Annotated in this window: 8 protein-coding genes; 4 read left to right on the forward strand and 4 right to left on the reverse strand. The window is 74.2% G+C overall.

The genetic code is table 11. The features are described from left to right. Positions 1-29: 29 nt before the first annotated feature. Entirely contained in the window at positions 30-1361 is a 1332-nt protein-coding gene (locus AB0E14_RS16835; protein WP_362417649.1) for an aminotransferase class I/II-fold pyridoxal phosphate-dependent enzyme, read from the reverse strand. 35 nt (positions 1362-1396) lie between these two features. On the opposite strand from AB0E14_RS16835, the gene AB0E14_RS16840 reads away from it, so the two are divergent. Together AB0E14_RS16840 and AB0E14_RS16845 are read left to right on the forward strand one after the other, a co-directional pair. After that, positions 1397-2071 carry a pyridoxamine 5'-phosphate oxidase family protein gene (locus tag AB0E14_RS16840; RefSeq protein ID WP_362417651.1) on the forward strand — a complete coding sequence of 225 codons (675 nt, stop codon included), beginning with the start codon at positions 1397-1399 and terminating at the stop codon, positions 2069-2071. A gap of 9 nt (positions 2072-2080) precedes the next feature. Then, positions 2081-2731 (forward strand): FMN-binding negative transcriptional regulator, encoded by a 651-nt coding sequence (locus AB0E14_RS16845; RefSeq protein ID WP_362417653.1) that lies wholly within the window; start codon positions 2081-2083, stop codon positions 2729-2731. Between the two features lie 92 nt (positions 2732-2823). Here the strand turns inward: AB0E14_RS16845 and AB0E14_RS16850 are convergent, their stop codons facing one another. The 3 genes from AB0E14_RS16850 to AB0E14_RS16860 all read right to left on the reverse strand — a co-directional run bounded on the left by AB0E14_RS16850 (position 2824) and on the right by AB0E14_RS16860 (position 5543). Beyond that, complete coding sequence (locus AB0E14_RS16850; RefSeq protein ID WP_362417672.1) at positions 2824-3762, reverse strand: DMT family transporter; 939 nt, start codon at positions 3760-3762, stop codon at positions 2824-2826. A 198-nt stretch (positions 3763-3960) separates the two neighbouring features. Further along, a complete protein-coding gene (locus AB0E14_RS16855; protein WP_362417656.1) occupies positions 3961-4950 on the reverse strand; it encodes an EamA family transporter in 990 nt (329 codons plus the stop codon). Between the two features lie 41 nt (positions 4951-4991). Then, a complete protein-coding gene (locus AB0E14_RS16860; RefSeq protein WP_362417659.1) occupies positions 4992-5543 on the reverse strand; it encodes a Clp protease N-terminal domain-containing protein in 552 nt (183 codons plus the stop codon). 197 nt (positions 5544-5740) lie between these two features. On the opposite strand from AB0E14_RS16860, the gene AB0E14_RS16865 reads away from it, so the two are divergent. Further along, on the forward strand, positions 5741-5950 hold the full coding sequence (locus AB0E14_RS16865) for a hypothetical protein (protein WP_362009586.1): 210 nt from the start codon (positions 5741-5743) through the stop codon (positions 5948-5950). 68 nt (positions 5951-6018) lie between these two features. Continuing rightward, entirely contained in the window at positions 6019-6447 is a 429-nt protein-coding gene (locus AB0E14_RS16870) for an SRPBCC family protein (protein ID WP_362417663.1), read from the forward strand. Positions 6448-6545: the final 98 nt, after the last annotated feature.

Below are 6545 nucleotides of genomic sequence, written 5' to 3' on the forward strand. Positions count from 1 at the left end.
GACTCACCCACGACTCCTCCACGGCGGCCTCAGCCGTAGCTCCGCGCCGGCGCCGGTCCCGCCGCGAGGGCGACCGCGTCGGCCAGGGGCTCGATGTCCGCCGCGCGCAGTCCGGAGACGGTGACCCGGACGGCCGGCCCGGCGCCGAGGCGGAAGCGGGCGCCCGGGGCCACCGCCCATCCGGCGGCGAGGAGCCGGGTCACCGCTCCCGTCTCGTCGGCGACCGGGACCCACACGTTCATCCCGCTCCGCCCGTGCGCCTCGACCCCGCGCCGCTCCAGGGCCCGCACGAGCCGGTCGCGCCGCTCCGCGTAGGCGCCCGCGACGGCGGCCGGATCCACCGCCCCCGTGGCCCACAGGTGCGCGACGGCCCGCTGCAGGAGCCGGCTGACCCAGCCGGGACCGAGCCGTTGCCGCCCGAGCACCCGGTCGACGGTCTCGGCGTCGCCGGTCAGGCACGCGACGCGCAGGTCGGGCCCGTACGCCTTGGCCACGGACCGCACGAAGGCCCAGTGACGGGTCACCCCGGCCAGGGGAGACAGCGGCAGGTCGACGATGCCGTGCCCGTGGTCGTCCTCGACGAGCAGGACGTCCGGGTGGTCCGCGAGCACGCGGCGCAGCGCCTCGGCGCGCTCGGGGCCCACGGCCGCGCCGGTCGGGTTCTGCGCGCGGTCGGTGACGATCACCGCTCGCGCCCCGTCCCGCAGCGCCCCCGCCAGGGCCGCCGGCTGCGGCCCCTCGTCGTCGACCGGGATCGGCACGGGCCGTAGCCCGAGCGCCGGGACGAGGTCGAGGAGACTCCCCCAGCCCGGGTCCTCGACGGCGACGGCGTCGCCGGGCCTGAGATGGACCGCGAGGACCCGCTCGATCGCGTCGAGGGCCCCCGAGGTGACGGCGATCGGCCCGTCGGGGACGCCGTCCGCGTCGAGCGCGGCGCGCGCGAGCCGGGCGAAGTCCGCGTCCACGGGAGCCTCCCCGTACAGCCCGGGCCGTTCCGCCTCGCGGCGCGCGGCCTCGGCGAGCGCCACCCCGAGCGGGGGCAGCAGCTCCGGGTCGGGGTTGCCCCGGCTGACGTCTCGTACGCCCGGCGGCGCCTCGACCCGGATCGACCCGCGGGCCGTCGTCGCGGGCGTGGCCCGCACCCGGCTGCCGCGCCGGCCGTCCGTCTCGATGACCCCGCGCTCGCGCAGGGTCCGGTAGGCGGCGGCGACCGTGTTCGGGTTCACCCCGAGCACGCCGGCCAACTCCCGCATGGGCGGCAGTAGTTGTCCCGGCTCCAGTGCGCCGCCCGCGACCCCGCGCTCGACGCTCGCGGCGATCTCCGATGCGCGACGACCTTCGATCCGATACTCTCCTAGCACAAACCCGATTATGCACTAGTGCAATGGAGAACGCAATGACGACGGACACCTACGAGCCGACCGCGCGGACCGTCCCGACCCGGTCCCGCAAACGCGCGTCGTACGACCGGGCGCTGGTCCACTCGATACTCGACGAGACGTACGTCTGCCACCTCGGCTTCGTCCGCGACGGCGCGCCCGTCGTGCTGCCGACGCTCTACGGCAGGATCGGCGACCGCCTCTACGTGCACGGCTCCACCGGATCGCGCCCGCTGCGCATGGCGGGTGCCGGCGAGGGGGCCCCCGGGCTGCCGGTCTGTCTGACGGTGACCCACGTCGACGGCCTGGTCCTGGCCAAGTCGGCGTTCCACCACTCGATCAACTACCGCTCTGTCGTGGTCCACGGCATCGCGCACCAGGTCACCGAGCCCGAGGAGCTGCGCACCGCCCTCGACGCCCTGGTCGACCACGTCGTCCCCGGACGCGCCGACGACTCCCGGCGGGCCAACGCCAAGGAGCTGGCCGCGACGGCCGTCCTGCGTCTGGAACTCGACGAGGTCTCCGCCAAGGTCCGCACGGGCGGCCCGAACGACGAGCCGGAGGACGCGACGCTTCCCCACTGGTCCGGTGTGGTGCCGGTGGCCAGGGCCTACGGCACGCCCGTTCCCGCGGACGACCTCGACCCGTCCGTCGACCTGCCGGCCTACCTCGCCCCGACCGCCACCCGCTGAGGACGCGCCATGCTGATCCACCCCTGGGACGCCGTCCACGACTCCGACGAGTGGCGCGCGTGGTTGTCCCGGCACGACTTCGGCCAGCTCGCCGTCAACGGCCTGTCCGGCGAGCCGCCGTGGGTACAGCCGCTGCACTTCCGGTACGACTCCGAGCCCGGCCCCCACGGGCGGGTGCTGACCCATCTCGCCCGCCCCAACCCGCTGTGGCAGGCGATCGAGGAGAACCCGACGGTCGTCCTCAGCGTGGTCGACGACTACGCCTTCGTGCCGGGCCCATGGGCGGCGCCCGTGGGGGCCCCGCCCGAGCACGGCACCCCCACGTCCTTCTACGCGGCCGTCCAGCTGCGCTGCACGGCCCACGTGGTCGACGACCCCGCGGAGAAGGCGGCGCTCCTCAACCACCAGGTCGCCCACTTCCAGCCGGAGGGCGGCACCGCCCGGGTCGCGCCGGGCGAGGCCCCGTTCGGCCGCCTTCTGGCGGGGCTGCGGGGCCTGCGCCTCGACGTGACCGACGTCCGCGCGAAGTTCAAGTACGCGCACCACAAGCCGGAGCCGGTACAGGACGCGATCGTGGCGGGCCTGACGGCCAGGGCGGCCCGGGGCGACGCCGAGGCGGCGGCCCACCAGCGACGCCGCCGCCCCACCGACTCGGCCTAGGTCGGCCCACGGCGTGTCCGGAACGTACGGCGGTCCGCCGGCAGAGCCTCGCGAGCCGGGCCGGACTTTCCGGACACGGCCCAGGGGGAGCCCTACGCCGCCCGCCGCCGCACCGCCGCCGACCGCGCTTCGGCGAGCGCGAGTCCCGTCACCGCCGTGAGCAGCACCAGCGTGCCCGCGACGGTGGCGGCGGCCAGCTCCTCGCCGAGGACCGCCACCGCGATGACCGCCGCGCTCACCGGTTCCAGGAGCATGATCACCGACACCGTGGCCGCCCTGACCACCGCGGCTCCGGCGAAGTACAGGGCGTACGCGAGGGCCGTCGGGACCGCCGCCACGTACACGAGGAGCGCGAGCACCTCCAGCGGCTGACCCGTCCGGGGCAGCAGCCCGCCCGGGGACTCCAGGAGCGCCATCGGCAGCAGCCCGGCCGCGCCGATCGCGAAGGCCCAGGTGGTCGTCGACAGGGCGTCGGAGCCGCCCCCGTCCCGGCCGAGCCACCGCGTGAGCAGGGTGATCGCCGCGTACCCGGCGGCCGAGAGCACCGCGAGGCCCACCCCGACCGGCCTGACCTCGCCGCCCTCGCCGCCGAGGACGAGCACGCCGAGTCCGAGGAGCGCGCCGGCCACGGCCGCCGTTCCCCCGCGGCCGAGCCGTTCGCCCATGCCGAGCCGGGCACCGAGCGCGATCAGGACGGGGCCGGCGCCGAGGGTGACGACGGTGCCGACGGCGAGCCCGGTGGCCTCGACGGCGGCGAAGTAGGCGCTCTGGAAGACGGTGAGACCGATCCCCGTGCCGAGGATCCGGATCAGCCGCCTCCGACGGGGCTCCGCGCCCCCGACGACTTCCCTGCGCGGCCGCAGGGCGAGCGCCCCGAGCAGCAGGAGGAGGCCGCCGGCGCACCGCCAGAAGGAGAGGGCGAGCGGCCCCATGTCGCTGACCCGGAAGATCAGCGAGGCCGCGGCGCCCGCGGTGCCCCAGGCGATACCGGCGACGATCAGATAGAGCAGGCTCCGCCCGACGGCCGGCATGGCCACGGCGGACGAGGACAGCGAGGAATGAGACACGTGCTTCTCCGTACGAAGACAGGGTGAGGGGGTCGCTCAACTCCGCACGCGGGCAGCGACGAACCGCTCGGCGACTGGCCGAGCCCGGTCTTCGTCAGGGAGAACGCCGCCCGCGCCTAGGCGGCGGGAGGCGGAAGCACGGTCGAATGCATGATCGTCACCTTAGGCGCCGGTCCGCGCGGCGGACAACTCGGATTCGTCACGGGTGTTCTTCGCCGAGCCGGCCACGGGCTCCGCGGACGCCGCCTTGGGCGTCGACGACTGGGCGATGAACGCGCCGACGAGGACCACCGCGCCGCCGATGATCTGCGGCGCCTCCAGGTGTTCGCCGAGCAGCACCCAGGCCAGGACCGTCGCGATCACGGCCTCCAGGCAGGCGACGACACCGGCGACCTGCGGCGAGAGGCGGCGGACCGAGACGACGCCGGTGACATAGGCGAGGACGGTGGCGATCAGCACGATCCAGCCGAGGAGCAGCCAGGCGGGCACGCCGTTCCCGTCCATGTCCGCCCGACCGGCGAGGACCGACCACTCCATGCCCCACGGGCGGGCGACGACGGTCAGCACGAGGGCGCCGAAGAGCAGCCCGTAGGCGATGACTCCCAGCGGGTCGACCGGGTCGGACTCGTCGCCGCCCTGGTCGGAGAGGACGAAGTAGCCGACCTGGCAGCAGGCGGCGCCGAGCGCGAGGAGAAGTCCGATCAGGTCGAAGCTGAGCCCGGACCAGATCTGGACGACACAGGCGAGGCCGCCGACGGCGAGGACGACGCCGAGCGCGGCGGCGCGTGTGACGGGCCGGCGCTGGACGAAGCGGACCCAGCCGAGGACCAGGGCGGGGGCGAGGTACTCGATGAGCAGCGCGACGCCGACGGGGATCCGGGAGATCGAGGCGAAGTAGAAGGCCTGGACACCGGCGACGGCGAGGAGACCGAAACCGGCGAGCAGGGCGGGCTTGCGTCGCAGGAGATCGCGGTGGCGCCAGGCCACCGGCAGCATGACGAGGGCGGCACCGGCGACCCGGAGCCACACCACATGGAGCGGGTCGAGCCCCGCTTCGATGAGCGGCTTCGCCGCCACACCTGAACCGCCGAATGCGAAGGCCGATACCAGGGCGAGTCCCAGGCCGGCGCTTCTCCCCTGAGACGCGTGCATCCGGCCATCATGACAGGACTACGTCAGGAGCGTCACCCCCGTCACACCTGTTGAGACAGCTCCCCGATCCGGTCCGTGAGAACACGCGGATCGACCCCGGCTCGGCGCAGCACCTCGACCGCCCTGCTCTCCGGGTCGGCGGCGATGACGGCCAGCAGATCGAGGCCCCGGGCCCGCGGGTCCCCGCGCAGCGCCGCCCGCTCCCAGGCGCCGTCCATGGCGGCGGCCGCCGTGGGCGACCACCCGGCGGCCGTCGCCTCGGCCGCCACCGTGTCCCGTACGACCTCCAGGGCGCCGGAATCCTCGACGGAGGCCCGCCACCGCAGGCCGTAGCCGATGGAGCGCTGGACGAGATAGCCGAGCAGGCGCGCGAGCTGCGGCGGGCCTCCCGCGAAGGCCGCGCCGACCTCGGGGTCGGATTCGATCAGGGAGTGCAGCAGATGGGCGGTGTCGATCTGCCGGTCACCGTCGCGCAGGGCCCGGCGGCGCGCGCCGGCCACGACCGTCGCGAGTTCGGCGGTGAGCCGGCCGAGCTGGATCTCGGGGCGGCGGGACGCGGGCTGCTGCGGTACGCGGGGGACAGGAAGGTGCACCCTCCCACCTCATCAGCCCCGGGGCTCCGGAGCATCCCCGCCGAGAAGCATGTGCGCATCCCACCACAGTTGGGCACAGGCGACCGGTTCCTCCTCCTTACGGAGGAGATTGCGACCGATCGCGACCGAGGGGCGCGCGCCGCCTTGCTTTGCGCCCCGAATGCAACCATGAGGCCCTCCCGTTTCGTCTCCTGGATATGTTCTGGATGGTCGCTCTGCTCGCGCTCGACGGGCGGCAGTACGTCTACCGCGTGTACGCGCCGCGGGACGCGCTGCCCGCCGATCTCTTCTGGGCCGCGTTCCACTGCCATGACGAGAGCGGCGGCCCGCGCGCCTCCGACTGGTTCGACGCGGCGCAGATCTGGTGGATCGGTGACGTCGAAGAACTGACGGTTCATCAGTATTGAATGTTCGCGGCCCCCCGGCTACGTTCCGCGACACCAGAGTCGGACGGAACCCGCGAAGGGGTGGTCGTATGGCCGAAGTCAGCGCCGAGGCACGGATCGATGCGCCGGCCGAGAAGGTCTGGGCGCAGCTGACGGACTTCTCCTCGTACGGCGAGTGGAACGCCACCCACACCAACTTCCCCCACGGCGGCCCCGCTTCCCTGGAGGCGGGCGCCACCTTCGCGGAGAACATGAAGCTGATGGGCTTCCCCGCCGAGGTGACCTGGACGGTGGAGGAACTGGAGACCGCACGGGTCCTGGCCATCCGCGGCAAGGGCCCGATGGGGGTGATCGTGGCGACCCGCTACTCCCTGGCGGCGGACGGGGACGCCACGACGGTACGGATCGACGGCGAGTTCACGGGCGCAGCGGTGTCGCTGATGGCGGGCAAGTTGAAGGACTCGGCGACAGCGGCCCTGAACGAGTCCCTGCGGAAACTGACCGGCCTGGTGGCCTGAGCACCACGCGCACAAGCAACCCACGCGCGCGAAGCACCCCACGCGCGCACGAGGGGCCCGCCCGGCGCGACACCCGCCGGGACCACCCCCACTCGCAG

The sequence above is a fragment of the Streptomyces sp. NPDC047981 genome, assembly GCF_040653315.1.
Classification (GTDB): Bacteria; Actinomycetota; Actinomycetes; order Streptomycetales; family Streptomycetaceae; genus Streptomyces.